At 68.2% G+C, this 19,098-nt stretch carries 13 protein-coding genes and 1 tRNA gene; 4 read left to right on the top strand and 10 right to left on the bottom strand.

The annotated features are described in order from the left end of the window. Nucleotides 1-154 precede the first annotated feature (154 nt). The 4 genes from rpoB to rplJ all read right to left on the bottom strand — a co-directional run bounded on the left by rpoB (nucleotide 155) and on the right by rplJ (nucleotide 8,787). Nucleotides 155-3,640, bottom strand: coding sequence for a DNA-directed RNA polymerase subunit beta (rpoB, locus tag EDC82_RS03435; RefSeq protein ID WP_062258611.1), 3,486 nt, complete (start codon nucleotides 3,638-3,640; stop codon nucleotides 155-157). Nucleotides 3,641-4,034: 394 nt separating this feature from the next. Continuing rightward, complete coding sequence (locus EDC82_RS03430; protein ID WP_131940627.1) at nucleotides 4,035-7,505, bottom strand: ABC transporter ATP-binding protein; 3,471 nt, start codon at nucleotides 7,503-7,505, stop codon at nucleotides 4,035-4,037. A 199-nt stretch (nucleotides 7,506-7,704) separates the two neighbouring features. Continuing rightward, nucleotides 7,705-8,091 (bottom strand): 50S ribosomal protein L7/L12, encoded by a 387-nt coding sequence (gene rplL, locus EDC82_RS03425; RefSeq protein ID WP_006946083.1) that lies wholly within the window; start codon nucleotides 8,089-8,091, stop codon nucleotides 7,705-7,707. A 105-nt stretch (nucleotides 8,092-8,196) separates the two neighbouring features. Further along, nucleotides 8,197-8,787 carry a 50S ribosomal protein L10 gene (rplJ, locus tag EDC82_RS03420; RefSeq protein WP_131940625.1) on the bottom strand — a complete coding sequence of 197 codons (591 nt, stop codon included), beginning with the start codon at nucleotides 8,785-8,787 and terminating at the stop codon, nucleotides 8,197-8,199. Nucleotides 8,788-9,184: 397 nt separating this feature from the next. Between rplJ and EDC82_RS03415 the strand changes: the two genes are divergently transcribed. From EDC82_RS03415 to EDC82_RS03405, 3 genes are all read left to right on the top strand, one after another. Beyond that, a complete protein-coding gene (locus EDC82_RS03415; RefSeq protein ID WP_131940623.1) occupies nucleotides 9,185-9,952 on the top strand; it encodes a DUF6318 family protein in 768 nt (255 codons plus the stop codon). A 127-nt stretch (nucleotides 9,953-10,079) separates the two neighbouring features. Then, the gene (locus EDC82_RS03410) at nucleotides 10,080-10,898 is read left to right on the top strand and encodes a hypothetical protein (RefSeq protein WP_160126181.1); all 819 of its coding nucleotides are present in this window, start codon (nucleotides 10,080-10,082) and stop codon (nucleotides 10,896-10,898) included. A gap of 223 nt (nucleotides 10,899-11,121) precedes the next feature. Then, nucleotides 11,122-13,524 (top strand): lamin tail domain-containing protein, encoded by a 2,403-nt coding sequence (locus tag EDC82_RS03405; RefSeq protein WP_074045780.1) that lies wholly within the window; start codon nucleotides 11,122-11,124, stop codon nucleotides 13,522-13,524. A gap of 130 nt (nucleotides 13,525-13,654) precedes the next feature. Here the strand turns inward: EDC82_RS03405 and rplA are convergent, their stop codons facing one another. The 5 genes from rplA to EDC82_RS03380 all read right to left on the bottom strand — a co-directional run bounded on the left by rplA (nucleotide 13,655) and on the right by EDC82_RS03380 (nucleotide 16,704). Then, on the bottom strand, nucleotides 13,655-14,374 hold the full coding sequence (gene rplA, locus EDC82_RS03400) for a 50S ribosomal protein L1 (protein WP_038567056.1): 720 nt from the start codon (nucleotides 14,372-14,374) through the stop codon (nucleotides 13,655-13,657). Between the two features lie 474 nt (nucleotides 14,375-14,848). After that, nucleotides 14,849-15,277, bottom strand: coding sequence for a 50S ribosomal protein L11 (gene rplK, locus EDC82_RS03395; protein WP_006946271.1), 429 nt, complete (start codon nucleotides 15,275-15,277; stop codon nucleotides 14,849-14,851). Nucleotides 15,278-15,403: 126 nt separating this feature from the next. Further along, a complete protein-coding gene (nusG, locus tag EDC82_RS03390) occupies nucleotides 15,404-16,237 on the bottom strand; it encodes a transcription termination/antitermination protein NusG (RefSeq protein ID WP_006946230.1) in 834 nt (277 codons plus the stop codon). Nucleotides 16,238-16,349: 112 nt separating this feature from the next. Next, entirely contained in the window at nucleotides 16,350-16,601 is a 252-nt protein-coding gene (gene secE, locus EDC82_RS03385) for a preprotein translocase subunit SecE (protein ID WP_006946054.1), read from the bottom strand. A 30-nt stretch (nucleotides 16,602-16,631) separates the two neighbouring features. Next, nucleotides 16,632-16,704 (bottom strand) — tRNA-Trp (locus EDC82_RS03380). A gap of 145 nt (nucleotides 16,705-16,849) precedes the next feature. Between EDC82_RS03380 and EDC82_RS03375 the strand changes: the two genes are divergently transcribed. Further along, complete coding sequence (locus tag EDC82_RS03375; RefSeq protein ID WP_006946103.1) at nucleotides 16,850-17,902, top strand: adenosine deaminase; 1,053 nt, start codon at nucleotides 16,850-16,852, stop codon at nucleotides 17,900-17,902. Between the two features lie 77 nt (nucleotides 17,903-17,979). Here the strand turns inward: EDC82_RS03375 and EDC82_RS03370 are convergent, their stop codons facing one another. Beyond that, entirely contained in the window at nucleotides 17,980-19,092 is a 1,113-nt protein-coding gene (locus EDC82_RS03370) for a UDP-N-acetylmuramate dehydrogenase (protein ID WP_006946263.1), read from the bottom strand. Nucleotides 19,093-19,098: the final 6 nt, after the last annotated feature.

The raw sequence follows: 19,098 nt of genomic DNA, 5'->3' as shown, positions 1-19,098 counted from the left end.
CTTCTCTCGCCTAAATCTGAAAAGTCTGATCGTTGCTGTTGTGGTTGTCCGGTCGGCTCGTTCGAGCCGCGGACCTACGTCTGCGCCGGCTGATCCGACACGCGGTGGGCCGGGCGATCATCTCGATCGACCCACCGCGTGTCGGGCGCCGTGATCAGACTTCCTCGACGCTGCTCGGCTCGCGGCGCGACAGGTCGATGCCCAGCTCCTCCGCGGCCCGGAACACTTCCTGCTCCGAGTCGCGCAGGTCGATGGCGGTGCCGTCACTGCTCAGGACCTCGACGTTGAGGCAGAGCGACTGCATCTCCTTGATGAGGACCTTGAACGACTCCGGGATGCCCGGCTCGGGGATGTTCTCGCCCTTGACGATGGCCTCGTACACCTTGACGCGGCCCGTCACGTCGTCCGACTTGATCGTCAGCAACTCCTGCAGGGCGTATGCGGCGCCGTAGGCCTCGAGGGCCCACACCTCCATCTCACCGAAGCGCTGACCACCGAACTGCGCCTTACCACCGAGCGGCTGCTGCGTGATCATCGAGTACGGACCCGTCGAACGCGCGTGGATCTTCTCGTCGACGAGGTGGTGCAGCTTCAGGATGTACATGTACCCGACGGAGACCGGCTCCGGGAACGGCTCACCCGAGCGGCCGTCGAACAGCTGCGCCTTGCCGGAGTCGCCGATGAGGCGCACGCCGTCGCGCGTCGTGTTCGTCGACTCGAGCAGGCCACGGATCTCCGTCTCGCGCGCACCGTCGAACACGGGCGTCGCAATACGGGTGTTCGGGCCCGTCTCACGTGCATCGGCCGGGATCTTGGCCGCCCACTCCGGGTCACCCTCGATCTTCCAACCACGCGAGGCGGCCCAGCCCATGTGCAGCTCGAGCACCTGACCGGGGTTCATTCGCGAGGGAACACCGAGCGGGTTGAGCACGACGTCGACCGGCGTGCCGTCCTCGAGGAACGGCATGTCCTCGACCGGCAGGATCTTCGAGATGACGCCCTTGTTGCCGTGACGGCCGGCGAGCTTGTCACCGTCGGTGATCTTGCGCTTGTTCGCCACGTAGACACGCACGAGCTGGTTGACGCCCGGGGGCAACTCGTCGCCCTCGTCACGGTCGAAGACCTTGACGCCGATGACCGTGCCGGTCTCACCGTGCGGAACCTTCATCGACGTGTCGCGAACCTCACGGGCCTTCTCACCGAAGATGGCGCGCAGCAGGCGCTCCTCCGGCGTCAGCTCGGTCTCACCCTTGGGCGTGACCTTGCCGACGAGCAGGTCGCCGTCACGAACCTCGGCGCCGACGCGGATGATGCCGCGCTCGTCGAGGTCGGCCAGCACCTCGTCGGAGACGTTCGGGATGTCCCGCGTGATCTCCTCCGGGCCCAGCTTCGTGTCGCGGGCGTCGATCTCGTGCTCCTCGATGTGGATCGAGGAGAGCGTGTCGTCCTGCACGAGGCGCTGCGACAGGATGATCGCGTCCTCGTAGTTGTAGCCCTCCCACGGCATGAACGCCACGAGCAGGTTCTTGCCGAGCGACATCTCGCCGCCGTCGGTAGCGGGGCCGTCAGCGATGACGGCGCCCTCATCGAGGCGCTCACCCTCGTTGACCACGACACGTTGGTTGTAGCAGGTGCCCTGGTTCGAGCGCGTGAACTTCGCGATGCGGTACGTCGAGTACGTCGCGTCGTCGTTGGCGACCGTGACGAGGTCGGCGGAGACCTCCTGCACGACACCCGCCTTGGTGGCTCGCACGACGTCACCCGAGTCGAGTGCCGCACGGTACTCGATGCCGGTACCGACGAGCGGAGCCTCCGAACGAACGAGCGGCACCGCCTGACGCTGCATGTTGGCACCCATGAGGGCGCGGTTGGCGTCGTCGTGCTCGAGGAACGGGATGAGTGCGGTCGCGGCCGACACCATCTGACGCGCCGAGACGTCCATGTAGTCGACGTCCTCGATCGCGACGTCGCTCGCCTCTCCGCCCTTGGTGCGCGCCATGACGCGGTCCTCGGCGAAGTGGTTGTCCGGCGTCAGCGGCGCGTTGGCCTGCGCGATGACGAACGTGTCCTCCTCGTCCGCCGACAAGTAGTCGACGTCGTCGGTGACCTGGCCGTCGACGACCTTGCGGTACGGCGTCTCGACGAAACCGAACGGGTTGATGCGACCGAACGACGCGAGCGAACCGATGAGACCGATGTTCGGGCCTTCCGGCGTCTCGATCGGGCACATGCGGCCGTAGTGCGACGGGTGGACGTCACGGACCTCCATGCCTGCGCGGTCCCGCGACAGACCACCGGGGCCCAGCGCTGACAGACGACGCTTGTGCGTCAGACCGGCGAGCGGGTTGTTCTGGTCCATGAACTGCGACAGCTGCGACGTTCCGAAGAACTCCTTGATCGACGCCACCACGGGGCGGATGTTGATCAGGGTCTGCGGCGTGATGGCCTCGACGTCCTGCGTCGTCATGCGCTCACGAACCACGCGCTCCATGCGGGACAGGCCCGTGCGAACCTGGTTCTGGATGAGCTCACCGACGTTGCGCAGGCGGCGGTTGCCGAAGTGGTCGATGTCGTCGATCTCGACGCGGACGTCGATCTCTTCGCCGTGACGCGTGCCCTTCATCGTCTCCTCGCCGGCGTGCAGCGCGACGATGTACTTGATGGTGGCGACGATGTCGTCGATGCCGAGCGTCGAGTCTTCGAGCCCGCCGTCGACGCCCAGCTTCTTGTTGACCTTGTAGCGGCCGACCTTCGCGAGATCGTAGCGCTTGCCATTGAAGTACAGGTTGTCGAGCAGCTGCTGGGCAGCCTCACGCGTCGGCGGTTCGCCCGGGCGCAGCTTGCGGTAGATCTCGAGCAGCGCGGCGTCCTGGTCGGCCGTGTGGTCCTTCTCCAGGGTGGCGCGCATCGACTCGTACTGGCCGAACTCCTCGAGGATCTGAGCCTCGGTCCAGCCCAGCGCCTTGAGCAGCACCGTCACGGACTGCTTGCGCTTGCGGTCGACGCGGACACCGACCATGTCGCGCTTGTCGATCTCGAACTCGAGCCACGCACCACGGCTGGGGATGACCTTCGCCGTGTAGATCTCCTTGTCAGAGGTCTTGTCGATGGAGCGCTCGAAGTAGACGCCCGGCGAACGGACGAGCTGCGAGACGACGACGCGCTCGGTGCCGTTGATGACGAACGTGCCGCGGTCCGTCATGAGCGGGAAGTCGCCCATGAAGACCGTCTGGCTCTTGATCTCGCCCGTCTCGGCGTTCATGAACTCAGCCGTGACGAACAGCGGAGCCGCGTACGTCATGTCGCGCTCCTTGCACTCCTCGATGGAGTACTTGACGTCCTCGAATCGGTGGTCGCGGAAGCTCAGCGACATCGAGCCGGAGAAGTCTTCGATCGGCGAGATCTCCTCGAAGATCTCCTCCAGACCGGAGCGCTCGGGCACGTCGACACGGCCCTCCGACTTGGCGGCGGCCACGCGGGCCTGCCACTTCTCGTTGCCGAGAAGCCAGTCGAAGCTCTCGGTCTGCAGCGCGAGCAGATCCGGGATTTCGAGGGGCTCACGAATTTTGGCGAAGGTGAGACGGCCGGAGGCAGTCTTCGCCGAGGACAGAGTCTGGGTCGCGGTGCGCGAGGCAGCCAAGGAGGGTCCCTTCCAGAGGCCTTATAGATCGGCAGTGCGCGCCACCTGCCGTACGGGTCCTCCCCCCTCGACGCTCCTCGGACGGCCGGCGTCATGATGTCGCGACCAAGCAGAGCGGGCAGCTCTTCGTGGTGGCGTCTTGACGCGGAATCCGGATCGGGTGTCGGGGGCAGGCGCAGACAGGGCAGCGCAAAATAGCAGGATAGTACCCAGAGAAGAAGGATGCAAGCCGACGAACTCGGAACCCGAGTCTGTCGCACCGCGCGCCCATCCTGACGAGCCCGGGTGGACCGCATCGACCGCTATGATCCGGCGCCTCCCCCGGCGCCGTCTTGACCCCACGAGAATGACGCAGGGCGGGCGCACAGTCAAGCAGCGACGCGCCGGTCGCCCGTCACCCCGCCAGGTGCGACCAGCGCGTCTCGAGCTCACGCCACGGGCCGGCGTCCGCAACCCTGCCCGCCTCCAGGACGACGACGCGGTCGGCCCGGGCGAGAGCCGAACGCTTCGACGTCGCCCCGACGACGGCGCTGCCACGCGCACGCAACGCGTCCCACAGCTCGAGCTCGGTGCGCGCGTCGAGCGCGCTCGAGACGTCGTCGGCCAGGAGCAGTTCGGCCTCCGTCGACAGGGCTCGCGCGAGCGCCAGCCGCTGAACCTGCCCACCGGACAGGCGCACCCCGCGGTGGCCGACGAGACTGTCCCGGCCGCCCGCGTTGTCGATGTCGGGGGTGAGACGCGCAGCGTCGACGGAAGTGTCGAACTCGCGCTCGTGACCGAGGAGCACGTTCTCGGCGAAGGAGCCGGAGAGCACTCGGGGCGTCTGGGCGACGTAGGCGACCTGGCCGGGGCGGAGGAAGAGCTCTGGCTCGCTCACCTCTCGTCCGTTCCACGTGAGCGAGCCGGTGTGGTGCACGAGCCCCGCGAGTGCCGCCAGCAGGCTCGACTTGCCGGAGCCCACGGCGCCCAGGAGCAGCACGAGCTCGCCCTGCCCGACGGTGAGATCCACGCCTTCGACGCCGACCGTCCCGTCATCGTGCAGGGCGGCGAGGTCGCGCAACGCCAGTTCGCGCAAGGGCTCCCTCGGCGTCTCAGGTACCTGAGGTGCCGCACCGGAGGGCAGGTCGAGGCCAGCCGGGAGGTCGACGAGATCGGCCCCGCCGGCGAGTTCGCTCGTCGCCCTGAGCCAGGCCCGCGTTCCGGGCGCCTCGGTGACGACCGACCCGGCGACCCGGCCGAACCAGTCGAAGTTGGACGCCGCGTTGACGACGAGCAGCGCCGTCGCAAGGCCCCAGGTGCCGTACAGCGCCCCCGCCCAGGCTGCCACGATGCCTGCCTGCACCATGAGCGTCGGGACGCCGTCGAGCACGGCGGCGACTCGGTGCTCGCGCACCGCGGCCTCGACGCGCGTGCGGTCGACGGCGGCGAGGTGTTCGCGGATGCGCCCGGTGCGACCCGCGAGCTTGATGGTGCGCGCTGCTTCGAGCGAGGAGACGAGGGCGCGACCGAACTGGGCACGGGACGCCGACGCCCGCGCGGCGGAGCGGCCCGCCACGCGCCGTCCGAGGGCGGAGGCCAGCGCCGAGCCGACCATGATGACGAGCAGGACGAGACCCGCGAGCCAGGTGCCACCGAGCACAGCGGTGAGAACGACGATGACGAAACCGTTGGTGAAGTCGATCCACCGGTCGGCATAGCGGACGAAGCGATCCGAATCCATCGCGCGCGCGACGACCTCGCCGGGAGGCGTGCGCGGCAGCCGGTGCTGCCCCGTCTGTCCGATGAGCACGCGCATGCGCACCCGCAGGGAGATCTCGATCCACCACCGCGGGTAACGGATGACGGCCACCGCGAGCGAGACCGGGCCGAGCATCACGCACACCGCGACCGCTGCGGCCCAACCCCATGCGGGGGTGCCGTCCGCCAGGGCCTGCACGGTGTGACCCCAAGCCCAGCCCGTGACGCTGCCGATGGCACCGAAGATGGAGAACGCGAGGAACGCGAAGATGGCCACGACGCCCCACTCGGGCCGCACCTTCAGCGCGTTGATGATCGCGCGTGCGAGGGACGAACCCTCGGGGATGTCGCGCGTGACGGGCGCCGCGCCCGTGCGTCGCGCGTGCGCGACGTGCGGGGCCTCGTGGTCCGGGGCGGGGACGGCGGACGCGCCGGCGGCTTCGGTGAGGTCGCGGAAGTAACCGGGTGTCTCGAGCAGTTCGTCACGGCGACCGAACTGCACGAGGCGCCCGCGCTCCATGACGCCGATGAAGTCGGCCCGCTCGATGGTGCCGAGACGATGCGCGATGAGGATGCCGGTGCGCCCCTCGAGCAACCGTGCAGAGGCCGCGACGACGCGGGCCTCCGTCACCGGATCCATGCGGGCGGTCGCCTCGTCGAGCACGATGACGCGCACGTCGCGTGCGAGCAGACGGGCGAACGCCAGCAGCTGTTCCTCGCCGGCCGACAGGCTCACGCCACCCGGGCCGAGCACCGTGTCGAGGCCGTCGGGCAGGGTCGAGACCCACGGGCCGAGACCGAGCGTCTCGACGACGTCCTCGATCTGAGCGCGCGGCAGCGGCTCGAAGACGGTGATGTTCTCCGCCAGCGTGCCGGCGAGGATCTCGGTGCGCTGCGTGACGACACCGACGCCCCCGCGCAGCGCCTCCAGGTCGAGGTCGCGCACGTCGACGCCGCCGAGGAAGAGCGAACCGGGCGGCGGCTCGACGGCGCGCGAGACGAGGGAGGCCAACGTCGACTTGCCGGATCCGGTGCGTCCCACCAGGGCGAGAGTCGACCCGGCCGGCACGTGCAGGTCGACGTCCTGCAGCGCGAACGTGCCGGTGCCGTAGCTGAAGTCGAGGTGACGTACGTCGAGATCCAGCGGGCCCTCCGGCAGCGCTCGTCCGCCCTCGGGTTCGGCCGGAACGGCCAGGAGGGCGCGCAGGCGCACGATGGCGCCGAGGCCCGCCTGCATGTCCGGGAACTGCTCGGCGACCCGTGCCAGCATGCCGACGAACGTGCTCGTGACGAGGAACATCGTGACGAGATCACCGACCGACATCGACGTGCGCGAGGCGAGCGCGACACCGGCGAGCACGACGAGGACGAGCAGCAGGTGCAGCGACAGGCCGGTGCGCAGCAGCAGCTTGACCTCGAGGCGCACGACGGCCAGGAACCGCTCGTGCACGCGCGCCGACAGCTTGGCGAGGCGCGCGACCACGAACGGCTGGCCGAGGCTCGTGCGGATGTCGTCGCGGCCCGCGACGCCCTCCTCGAAGATGGCGGCGTGCTCCGTCCAGGCGGCCTCCTCGAGCACCTTGCCCGCCGCGATCGGGGCGAGCAAGGAACGCATGAGCACCCACGTCAGCGCCGCGAAGAGCGGGAAGAGCACCCAGGCCGGCCACCACGTGATACCCGCGACGATCCACATCGGCACCATGGCGAGCGTCATCCGCAGCACCATCCAGATCTGCTGTCGCAGCAGGTTCGAGATCTCGTGGGTGTCGTCGTCGACACGGTCGAGGATCTCACCGCCCGCCTGCTCCGACAGGGCCTCGAGCGGTTGCGCGAGCACCGCGTCGACGAGGTCGCGACGCAGCTGCCCGGCGGCACGATCGACCATGCCCGCCCACAGGAAGCGCCCCGCGGTGTCGACGAGCGCCCCACCGAGGACGGTGACGGCCAGCAGCGTCACGAGGCGAGCGCTCGTGTGCTCGGCCAGCCGACCCGCGATGACGGACGCCGCCGTCGTCGCCAACGCTGTGACGGCCGCGAGGATGACTGCGACCCACGTACTGGGGACGGCGATGCGTCGCCATCCGATCTGGCGGGATGGCGAGGCGTGCGGCGCGGGTGGTGTCGTCATGGCACGTCACAGGCTACGGGTGAACACCGACAACCGCACCCGAATATCGCGCGCGTCATCGGCGGCACCGGCCTCGGCAGGGTTCCTCCGGCGCGACGCCCAGGTCTGCGGGCATGCGAAAGCGGGCCGCACCGTGATGGTGCGACCCGCTTCGACGCGATGTCTCGCGATCAGTGCCCAGGCAGTGCCCGGGCAGAGATCACTTGACCTCGACGGTGGCGCCGGCGCCTTCGAGGGCTTCCTTGGCCTTGTCGGCAGCGTCCTTGGCGACACCTTCGAGAACCGGCTTCGGGGCGCCGTCGACGAGGTCCTTGGCCTCCTTGAGACCGAGGGACGTGAGGGCGCGCACCTCCTTGATGACCTGGATCTTCTTGTCACCGGCCGAGGCCAGGATGACGTCGAACTCGGACTTCTCCTCGGCAGCGCCGGCGTCGCCGCCGCCTGCAGCCGGAGCAGCCGCGGCAGCAACCGGGGCAGCAGCGGTGACGTTGAAGGTGTCTTCGAAGAGCGTCACGAACTCGGAGAGCTCGATGAGCGTCATTTCCTTGAAAGCCTCGAGGAGCTCGTCGTTGGAGAGCTTCGCCATGATGGGCGTCCTTTCTGTTCTGTCGGACCCGGACCGATGTGGTCGTGGGATCCGTGCCGTGAGTGGCGTTGTGGTGGGTTTGCGCTGATGCCGGTCAGGACCGGATCAGGCCTCGTCGCCACCCTCGGCGACGTCTGCGGTGGCCGCTTCGACAGCCGGGGCTGCGTCGGTGGCCGGTCCCTCGGTCTCGACCTTCGCACGCAGGGCGTCGACGGTGCGAGCAGCCTGCGACAGCGGGGCCGCGAAGAGGTAGACAGCCTGGCTGAGCGAGGCCTGGAGGCCCCCGGCCAGCTTGGCGAGCAGGGTCTCGCGGGACTCGAGGTCCGCGAGCTTGTTGATCTCCTCGGCCGACATGGCCTTGCCATCAAGGACGCCGCCCTTGATGACGAGGAGAGGGTTGGCCTTGGCGAAGTCACGCAGCTTCTTCGCCGTCTCCACCGGGTCACCGGTGACGAAGGCGATAGCGGACGGGCCCTGGAGCTGGCCGTCGAAAGCCGTCACGCCGGCTTCGGCAGCCGCACGGGCGGTCAGCGTGTTCTTCACCACGGCGTAGGTGGCGTGCTCACGAATGGAGTTACGCAGATCGGTGATCTGCGCCACGGTGAGACCGCGGTACTCCGTCAGCACGGCAGCATCCGAGTTGCGGAAGTTGTCCGCAAGCTCGGCAATGGCTGCATCCTTAGCGGCGGTAGCCATGCGCGCCTCCTTCGGTGGTGAGTGCCAGTCGCTCGGGCGACACGAAAAAAGAGCCTCGGCGCAGGCGCGCTGAGGCTCTGAAAACATGCTGACGAACAGCACGATCATCGACTGAAGCTCACCTGCGCCGGACGCTCACAGACGTGAGGCCTTCGGTCACATCCACCCTGAGGCAGAGTGCAACAACCGGCGGTCATTGGTTCTCCCAATGTACCGGGCGGGCGGCGAGCGGCCAAATCGGTGCGATCGACGCCGGTGGGCACTGGTGCACAGGCCGCGGAAACCTGACGAAAAACTTACCGTCGCGATCGGGTGCGACACGCGCCGCGCTGGTGAGACTCGAGAAGTGACCGGTGACGCACCGGGCGCTGCCTCACCGCCGACCGAAGGACCAAGCATGCCCGACGCACCCACCCCCGCAGCTGCTCTACCCGACGATGGCGCGACCGCACGTCGTGGACTTGCCGGGCGCCATCTCGCGCCACGTGGGGTCGCCGTGATCGCCCTGGCCGCGGCCGTGACGACGGCGGTGAGTGGGTGCGGCGACGACTCGACGGCCGATGCCTCGACGAGCACCATCGCCCCCTCCGACATGAGCCGCATCGCGGCCGGCAACACGCCGCGTTCCAGTTCGACTGACCCTTCTACGTCGTTGCGCAGCGCCGCCTCGTCTGCGCCCGCGACCTCGCGGAGTGCTTCGGTCGCGTCGAGCGCACCCGGGACGACATCCAAGGCCGGCGCCGCCGCAGTCGTCATCCCCGACGCCGCCAAGGCCCACACCAAAGACGGCGCCAAGGCCTTCGTGAAGTTCTACTGGGAAACCCTCGATGTGCTAGCCGCCAAGCCTCAGCCGGATGCGTTGCGTTACCTTTCGCAGCCGAGCTGTGCCACGTGCCAGCTCCAGATCACTGGCCTCTCGGACTTGCTGCGGGAAGGTGCCCACATCGAAACCAATCAGCGTCGCCTTGACCATTGGGCCGTGCGTGCCGACTCGGTGGAAGACTCCGTCGTGGTGACGTTCCGGCAATCCGACCGTGGCAACTTCAAGGTGGGCGCCGACGGCTCCCGAAAGCAGTTCGCACCGAACAACCTCGGCGTCGCAGCCCGGGCCGACTGGACCGCCGGAGGCTGGAGGATCGGAGCTGCTGGTGCTGACAAGTCCTGATGACCGCGCGCAGCACCAGCGAACAACAAGCTCAGCATTATTAGCCGCGTGCCTCGCCGCCACGGCCATCTTGGGTTCCGCGACCACAGCCTCTGCTGATCCGCGCTGCCCGGATCCCACAGCGTGCGTGATTGATGACGGCGTCATCATCCACGTGACGAATCCCGGCGTGCCGACGAAACCGACCCCCGGCCGCCCCGGCGTCGGGTGGACCCCGCCTCCTCCGCGCGACACCACGAACTACCCCGGCACCCAGCCTGGCCGGCCCCACACAGAGAACGGACCCAACACCGGCGACATCGCCGCGTACTACGACGCGGACAGCGCGTCAGTCCACGCACGCCCCGCTGACACGCCGTGCGCGACGGGCGAGGGGCAGACCCCGAAGCTGTCGTGCGTCAACTACACCCCCGCGCCACCTGCACCCACGATGACCACCCCCGCATCAGGAACCGCCACAGCGCCAGCAGCTCCGGCCGCGCCCACCTACACCGCCGAGCAAGCAGCCACCCAGGCCTGGACGACTCAGACCTTCACGAAGGCCACCGTCGCCATCCAACCCGCCGGCAACACCACGCTCACGGGCCTGCCCACCTACTTCCAGGCGACCTACGGCCCCGACGGTCTCGCCCCCGGTGAGACGGCCACCGTCACCCTGCTCGGACACACCATCACCCTGCGCCCCACCGACGTCACCTACACCTACCACTACGGCGACACCGCCACCTACGGCCCCACCACCGACGCGGGCGGGCCCTACCCCACCGGCAACGTCACTCACACCTACCCCACCAAGGGCACCGTCACCACCCGCATCGACACCACCCTCAGCGGCCAGTACCAGGAGAACAACGGCCCCTGGCGCACCATCCCCGGCGCCACGACGATCACGGGACAGCCTCAACGGCTCACCATCGCCACCCTCCAATCACGCCTCCACCACTGACCACCGCACCCAGAGAACACACCCGCCGCCCGACCGCTCGCACCCACCCGCCAGCTGCACCACGAATGCGCGACTGCGCGCACGTTCCCCGTGTGGGTGCACAAGTCCCCAGCAGAGTCGCTGCACCAACTGTTCACCCACTGGCCACGATGACGCACCCTGCGCGCCGCGGCCCGCCGCCTACTGTCAGCTCGTCCTGTTGCTGAACCAACGAAAGCCCCTCATGCCACTGCTTCCCCAGCGCCCCACCGCCATCGTCACCGTCGCCGCAGCCGTCGCGGGGCTGACGTCGTTCTCGCTGTCCACCGCAGGTTCGGCGCAGGCTGCGTCGACCACCGTCACGATCAGCGAGGTGTTCGGCGGAGGCGGCAACAGCGGCGCACCGCTGCGCAGCGACTTCGTCGAGCTCTACAACACCTCGAGCGCGCCCGTCGACCTCACCGGCTGGAGCGTCCAGTACTGGTCCGCGTCGGGCACGAGCGCCCAGAAGACTCCGCTCAGCGGCCAGGTCGCACCGGGACACCACTTCCTCGTCAAGGAAGCCGACGGCGCGAACGCGTCCGCGCCCGCCCTGGAGAATCCTGACGTGACGGGCACGATCGCGATGTCGGGCACCGCGGGCCGCGTCGCCATCGTCGACCCGAACGGCGCCACCGTCGACCTCGTCGGCTGGGGCGGGGCGAGCGTCGCGGAGGGTTCCCCTGCCCCCGCGACGACGAACTCGACATCCGTCTTCCGCAAGAGCGAGTGCACCGACACCGACGACAACGCTGTCGACTTCACCGTCGGCACCCCGACGCCGACGTCGTCGGCGGCCGGCGCGACGGCCTGCACCCCGCAGGCGCCGCACGAGCCGTCGACGGTGACGATCCAGCAGATCCAGGGTTCCTCGCACCTCTCGCCGCTCAGGGACGAGCGCGTCAGCAAGGTCAGCGGTGTCGTCACCGCCATCAATGCCACCGGGTTCTGGATGCAGGCCCCGAGCGACGACGACGACGCGACGAGCGACGCCGTCTTCGTCTACACCAAGACCGCGCCCACCGCCGTCGTCGGTGACGCCGTCAGCGTCGACGCCACCGTCTCCGAATTCCGACCGGGCGGCGCCTCGGGCAACGACAACCTGACGACGACGCAGCTGACGAGCCCCGTCGTCACCGTCACCGCGTCCGGGCAGGCGCTGCCGGCGCCTGCCGTCCTCGGCAAGGACCGCATCGCCCCACAGCAGAACGTCGAGTCGGGCGACCCGAAGAACGTCGAATCGGCAGCGGCCACCTTCGACCCGACGAAGAACGCGATCGACTTCGACGAGTCGCTCGAAGGCATGCGCGTCGCCCTCGACGATGCGCGCGCCGTCGGCCCGACCAACCCCAAGTACCGCGAGACCCCGGTCGTGCCCGGCCAGAACGTCGACGCGCTGACCACGCCGCGCGGTGGCGTGCTCTACTCCGGCTACGACCACCCGAACGCGATGCGCGTCATCCTCGACGACCAGGCCAAGCCCGCCAACCCGCTGCCCGTCAGCACCGTAGGTGACGTCTACACCGGCCGCACCACCGGCATCATGGACTACTCCTTCGCCATGCCGCACGTGCACGTCACCGACGTCGCGGGGCACCGCAGCGCCGGCCTGAAGCGCGAGACGACGAAGGCCCAGGGCCTGTTCGAGATGGCCGTCGCGACATTCAACGTCGAGAACCTCGCACCCAGCGACCCCCAGACGAAGTACGACCGCCTCGCCGGCCAGATCACGGGCAACCTGCACTCCCCCGATGTCCTCGCGCTCGAAGAGATCCAGGACAACAACGGCGCCCAGAACGACGGCACCGTCGACTCGTCCACGACCGTCAAGAAGCTCGTCGACACCATCAAGGCCGCCGGCGGCCCGACGTACCAGGCGCGCTGGGTCGACCCCGAGAACGGCAAGGACGGAGGCCAGCCCGGAGGCAACATCCGCCAGGTGTTCCTCTACCGCACCGACCGCGGCACGTCGTTCGTCGACAAGGGAACCCCCGGCGCGACGACGGCCACCGGCGTCACCGGGCGTGGCCTGTTCACCGACCTCACCGTCTCGCCCGGCCGCATCGACCCGACGAACACCGCCTTCACCGACTCGCGCAAGCCGCTCGTCGGCGAGTTCAAGTTCCGCGGGACGAAGGTGTACGTCATCGCCAACCACTTCAACAGCAAGGGCGGCGACGACCCGCTCTTCGGCCGCTGGCAGCAGCCCGTGCGCTCGTCCGAGACGCAGCGCCACGCGCAGGCCACCGTCGTGCGCGGATTCATCGACAAGCTGCTCGCCGCCGACCCCAACGCTCGCATCGTGACGCTCGGTGACCTCAACGACTTCGAGTTCAGCCGGACCACCGACATCCTCGCCGGAAACGGCAAGACAGCGATGACGGACCTGCCGCGCACCCTGCCCGCCAACGAGCGGTACTCGTACGTGTACGAGGGCAACAGCCAGATCCTCGACCACATCCTGCTCAGCCCCAAGCTCGCCCAGCCCTGGCTCGGCCTCGGGAAGCCGCCGTTCAACTACGACATCGTCCACACCAACAGCGAGTTCCCCGACCAGGACTCCGACCACGACCCGCAGATCGTCCGCATGACCGTCACCCCGTTCTGACGTCATGCGGCCGGCCACGTGATCTGGACGGCACAACAGGCGAGGCCCGCACCCCGAACGAATCGGGATGCGGGCCTCGCCCGTCGAGAAGCGTCGACCGCTCACGTAGAGCGATCGAGCGAGAAGCCGATCAGGCCTGCTCGGCGCCGTCCTCCATGAGGTTGCGCGTGCGCGACTGGTCGATCAGGATGCCAGGGCCCATCGTCGTGGCCATCGTGGCCTTCGTGATGTAACGACCCTTCGACGCCGACGGCTTCAGCCGCAGGATCTCATCGAGCGCAGCCGCATAGTTCTCGACGAGAGCCTTCTCGTCGAACGAGGACTTGCCGATGATGAAGTGGAGGTTCGCGTGCTTGTCGACCCGGAACTCGATCTTTCCGCCCTTGATGTCTCCGACGGCCTTCGCGACGTCCATCGTCACCGTGCCCGTCTTAGGGTTCGGCATGAGACCACGCGGACCGAGCACCTTACCCAGGCGACCGACCTTGCCCATGAGGTCCGGCGTCGCGACGACGGCGTCGAAGTCCGTCCAGCCACCCTGAACCCTGGCGATCAGGTCATCCGAACCAACGAAGTCGGCGCCGGCAGCCTCAGCCGCCGCAGCCTTGTCACCGTTCGCGAACACGAGGACGCGAGCCGTCTTACCCGTGCCGTTCGGCAGGTTCACCGTGCCACGAACCATCTGGTCCGCCTTGCGCGGGTCGACACCGAGGCGCATCGCAACCTCGACCGTCGAATCGAACTTCGTGCCGGCCGTCTCCTTCGCGAGGCGAACAGCCTCGAGCGGCGAGTACAGCTTGCCTTCTTCGATCTTCTCTTCCGCCGCGCGGTACGTCTTGCTGCGCTTCATCTCAAACTCCTTCAACAGGGAGATCGTGGTTCTACGAGCCAGCGCCGGCCCAACCACTTTCGGGCTCCGCGCCCCCGACACCAGGTCGATCCTGACGCCGCGATGCCACACAGGCAACCGGTTGATCTTACGTGACGTGCGGGGGTGGGGTGAAATCGGCGACGGACGCACGAAGCCCCTGACCCAGGTGAGGGCCAGGGGCTTGCGTCGAACCGGCAGAACCGTCAGACGATTTCTTCTCGACTGATCGACCCCGCCGAAACGTCACGGCGGCATGAACATCACCGACCGTACCGAAGGTGCACTCTCAGACACTTTTTCTCGACTGAACGCACCCCGGCCGGAACGTCACGGCAGTACGAACATCACTGCCCGTACCGAGGATGCACTCTCAGACACTTTTCCTCGACTGAACGCACCCCGCCGGAACGTCACGGCAGTACGAACATCACTGCCCGTACCGGCGGTGCACTTTCAGTCGGTGGTAATCCCCATCGAACGCGCCGTACCCGCAATGATCCGCGACGCCATGTCGAGATCGTTCGCGTTGAGGTCCTGCATCTTCTGCTGCGCGATCTCACGAACCTGATCCGCCGACAGGTGCGCGACCTTCGTCTTGTGCGGCTCGCCGGAACCCTTCTGGACGCCCGCAGCCTTCTTGATGAGCTCAGCAGCCGGCGGCGTCTTCGTGATGAACGTGAACGAACGGTCCTCGTAGACCGTGATCTCGACCGGGATGACGTTGCCGCGCTGGGACTCCGTCGCAGCGTTGTACGCCTTGACGAACTCCATGATGTTCACACCGTGCTGACCCAGCGCCGGACCGACCGGCGGAGCCGGCGTCGCCGCACCGGCCTGGATCTGCAGCTTGATGAAACCGGAAACCTTCTTCTTCGGAGGCATGAAGCCACCTCTTTCCTGTCATGGGCCGACGCCGTGGGCGATGACCCGGTTGCATCCTCACCACCCGGACAGGCGATGAGAGGTTGACGACGACCGCCGCGACGAAACGCGCGGCAGGTCGAAGGATCAGATCTTCGCGACCTGGTTGAAGCCCAGTTCGACCGGCGTCTCGCGACCGAAGATCGACACGAGCACCTTGATCTTCTGCGTGTCCGCGTTGATCTCGGAGATCGTCGCGGGCAACGTCTCGAACGGGCCTTCCATGACGGTGACGGACTCGCCGACGGTGAAGTCGACATCCGCGGACGCCGACGACGCGGAGCCACTCGACGCGGCCGCACCCTCAGCCGAAGCCTCCGGCTCCTCGAACGTCGGGTTCAGCATCGTGACGACCTCGTCGATCGACAACGGGTACGGCTGGTGCGCGTTGCCGACGAAGCCCGTGACACCCGGGGTGTGACGCACTGCGCCCCACGACTCGTCCGTCAGATCCATGCGCACGAGCACGTAACCCGGGATGCGCACGCGCGTACCCGACTTCTTCTGCCCGTTCTTGATCTCGGTGTAGTCCTCCATCGGAACCTCGATCTGGAAGATGTAATCCTCCATGTTGAGGCTCGTGATGCGCTGCTCGAGGTTCGTCTTCACACGCTTCTCGTAGCCCGCGTAGGAGTGGATGACGTACCAGTCACCGAACTGCGACTTGAGCTCCGCGATGAACGCCTCGCGAGGGTCGACCGCGTCAGCCTGCTCGGCCGGGGCGACCTCGGCGTCGACGACGGCCTCCTGCTCCACCTCGCGCTCGGCGTCGTCGGCGTGGGCCTCGGCGGCGCTCGGCAGTTCGCCGACTTCGCCCTGCTCGGGCGCCAGGTCAGCGTCAGGCGTGCGCACAGCGCCCGCCGCGAATTCGGCCTCTTCCGCCGCAGCCGGCGAAAGCTGCTCGGGGTTCTGCTCGGTCATCGACCTGCTTCCTTCACATGTGGGGACGTACGTCGCGTGCTCTCACACGAACGCCGCCCGCGCGGCCCCCGCGGGGGCGCTCAGGCGGCGAATCTTCGAGATGGCCCGGGACTCAGTTCGAACCGAAGACCCAGGAGACCGCACGCGTGAACAGCCAGTCTAGACCGTTGACGTACGCCATGATGACGGCGAGGAAGACCAGGACCGCGATCGTGTACGTCGTCAACTCGTCACGCGTCGGATAAACGACCTTGCGCATCTCGCCGATGACCTGCCGGATGAACAACAGGATGCGGCCGAAGAAACCGCGGCGCTCAGATTCACCCGCGACGGAAGCCCCCGTCACGACATCGGAATCTGCCACGGCCCCGCCCTCTCGGATCAATACGCTGTGCAGGGCACGAGGGACTTGAACCCCCAACCCCCGGTTTTGGAGACCGGTGCTCTGCCAATTGAGCTAGTGCCCTTCGCGAGCGAACCCGCGCGACGCGGCGGTTGAGTGCCGTGTCGACCCCCAACTGTACGGGACGACGACGCTCGAACGGAAATCTGGCCCTCCCCCGTGCGTGATGCGCGGCAGCCGTCGCGCGAGGGCGGTGACAGGATGAGCGGGTGACGAGTCGCGACACCTCCCCCAGCCGCTCCCGGCGAGACCTCGACGCCCTGCCGAAGGCGCACCTGCACCTGCACTTCACCGGCTCGATGGCGTTCGACACCCTGCTCGACATGAGCGTGACGCACGGCGTCCGGCTGCCGGACAGCCTGAGGCGCAGCTGGCCTCCTCAGCTCGCATCGGCCCGCGACGAGCGGGGTTGGTTCCGCTTCCAACGCCTCTACGACGCCGCCCGCGCCTGCGTGCGTAGCGAGGATGACATGCGCCGCATCGTCGACGAGGCCGCCGCGAGCGATGCGCGTGAGGGCTCACGATGGTTGGAGATCCAGGTCGACCCCACGTCCTACGCACCGTTCGTCGGCGGCATCACACCCGCCTTGGAGATCGTGCTCGACGAAGCTGCGCGGGCCGGTGAGCGTCACGGCATCGGGGTGGGCGTCGTAGTCGCGGCGTCACGGCTACGGCATCCCCTCGACGCGCGGACGTTGGCCCGGCTCGCGGCGAAGAACGCCGGCGGTGTCGTCGGCTTCGGATTGAGCAACGACGAACGCCGCGGCGACACCTCCGCGTTCGCGCCGGCGTTCCGCATCGCGCGCAACGCGGGCCTCGCCTCACTGCCCCACGGGGGCGAACTGCTAGGCGCCGACGCCGTGAGCGAGACGCTCGACGCGCTGCACCCCACGCGGCTCGGGCACGGGGTGCGTTCCGCGGAATCGCCTGAGGTGTTGGCGCGCGTCGTCGATGCCGGCGTCGGGCTCGAGGTGTGCCCCGGCAGCAATGTGGCACTCGGCGTGTACGAGAGCGCCCCGGAGGTGCCCCTGCGTCCCTTGTTCGACGCAGGCGCGCGGATGGCGCTCGGCGCCGACGACCCGCTGCTGTTCGGCTCACGCCTCACGGATCAGTACCGCACCGCGCGCGACGTCCACGGATTCAGCGACGCCGAACTCGCCCAGCTCGCGCGCGACAGTTTCACGATCTCGAACGCGCCGGCGGACGTCGTCGCGGCCGCGGACGCCGACATCGACGCCTGGCTCGCCGCACCGCCTGCTTGAGCGCTCAGCCGGCCTCCCAGATTGCTGCGTCGCGCTCGAGCATCGAGTGCGCGGACGCCGGAGGTGGGCGGAGCGGGTCAGGCGATCGGTTCGAGCCCGACCCACACGGGCTCGGGCACGAGACGCACGCCGAACGCGGCCTCGACGCCGTCGACGATCTCGGTGGCGAGGGCCACGACGTCCGATGCGCTGGCATCGCCACGGTTCGTCAGAGCGAGCGTGTGCTTGGTCGACAACGCCGCCGGGCCGGGCATGTTGTACCCCTTGCCGAAGCCGGCCTTGTCGATGAGCCAGGCCGCCGACGTCTTGAGCAACCCCGGGTGCGCCGCGCCGGCGGGGAACTCGGGCGGTGTGGGTCCGTCGGCGCCGAGGCGCTCGGCCGCTCGCTCGCGGATGCGCGCCATGACGCGTTCGGAGACGATCGGGTTGGTGAAGAACGAACCGCACGACCAGGTGTCATGATCGGCCTCGACGACGACCATCCCGCGCTTGGAACGCTGGGCGAGGACGGCCTCGCGGGCGTCGGCGAGCGGAACGCGATCGCCCTGCTCGACGCCGAGCCCCGCGGCGAGATCCGCGTACGCGATGGGCTGGCTGCGATCGGCCTTGCGCAGCTGGAACGACACGTCGAGCACGACGTAGCGACCGCTCGCGTCGCCGTCACGGAAGGGGGTGTTCTTGAAGATGCTGTGACGGTAGGTGAAGTCGCAGTCGGCGTTGGCGAACGTCTTGATCTGCTGGGTGACACGGTCGTACGTCCGTACGCTCGCGACGGTCTGCGCGACCTCCTGGCCGTACGCGCCGACGTTCTGCACGGGCGTCGCGCCGACGAGCCCCGGGATACCCGACAACGCCTCGATGCCGGACCAGTCGTGGCTGCAAGCGTACGCGACGAACTCGTCCCACACCATGCCGGCACTGACACGAACCGTCACGCCCCCGCAGTCGGAGTCGTGCTCGACCTCGAGGGTGTCGTTCGCGATCTTGACGACCGTGCCGGGAAAACCCTCGTCCGCGATGAGCAGGTTCGAACCGCCCGAGAGCACGAGCAGCGGCTCCTCGGCGTCATCGACCTCGCGCACGACGTCGACGATCTCGTCGATCGTCTCCGCGACCACGAGACGTCGAGCAGGGCCACCGACATGCATCGTCGTCAGGCTCGCGAGCGGGACGTCGAACTGCTCCTGCATGAAGAC

Origin of the sequence: Dermacoccus sp. SAI-028 (assembly GCF_004346775.1) — a bacterium.
Lineage (GTDB): Bacteria > Actinomycetota > Actinomycetes > Actinomycetales > Dermatophilaceae > Dermacoccus > Dermacoccus nishinomiyaensis.
This window is presented reverse-complemented; position numbering and strand designations above follow the sequence as displayed.